This window comes from Georgenia satyanarayanai (genome assembly GCF_023715365.1).
GTDB classification, from domain to species: Bacteria; Actinomycetota; Actinomycetes; order Actinomycetales; family Actinomycetaceae; genus Oceanitalea; species Oceanitalea satyanarayanai_B.
Genome location: NZ_JAMBNZ010000043.1, coordinates 1 through 665, shown reverse-complemented (window position 1 = coordinate 665; position 665 = coordinate 1). Strand labels below are relative to the sequence as shown.

The following is a 665-nucleotide window of genomic DNA, read 5'->3' as shown; positions in this document are numbered from 1 at the left end:
ACGCATATCCGACATCGAACGCGGCAAGAGGCGAGATGACGACTTCGCCAGCACCTACCGCCAGTGGCTCCTCGCCGCTTGACAGTCCATAGGAGCATCATCCGAGCTCCGCCCGTCCTCGGGCAGCCTCGGACCTCCGCCGTCCGGAGATGGGCACCGCAGAGGAGGCGGCGAGGCGAGCCGCAACGCCGTCATCTCACTGGTCCTGACCAAGGCGCCCCCACTTCCGACGACGACGGCGGTCAGGGCATGATCCCGAGCGTCTACGCGCCGCTGCTCAGTGCCGTGGGTGTCTTCACAGCCGCAGTCTTTCAGTCACCACGGACCACCTCCGCGCTTACGAGCGTCGCGCGGGCACCCGCCACACGCTAAGCCCTTCCTAAATGTGTGTGCACCCCCGGCCGATGCGGGCTCGGTCCCGATGGCGGATCCACGACCGCACACTGCTGTAGTCATCGGTGAGTGGTTGTATTACGATGTCTGCGTGGGCAGGTTCGACGTCGATCGGCTCGATGACGACTGGCCGGTCGAGATCGACCGGCAGGCCAGTCACCTCTTCAAGCATCCCCACCTGGGGTTGGATGACGTCAACGATGTCTGGACCAGCGAGCCCTTGTTCTATCCAGCCAAGCCACCTGCCCACTGGCTCATGGTCGCCGAGGTCT

At 64.8% G+C, this 665-nt stretch carries 1 protein-coding gene; it reads left to right on the top strand.

The genetic code is table 11. The features are described from left to right. Window positions 1-484 precede the first annotated feature (484 nt). A partial coding sequence (locus M3148_RS16920; protein ID WP_251305900.1) for a hypothetical protein occupies window positions 485-665 on the top strand: 181 nt, incomplete at its 3' end.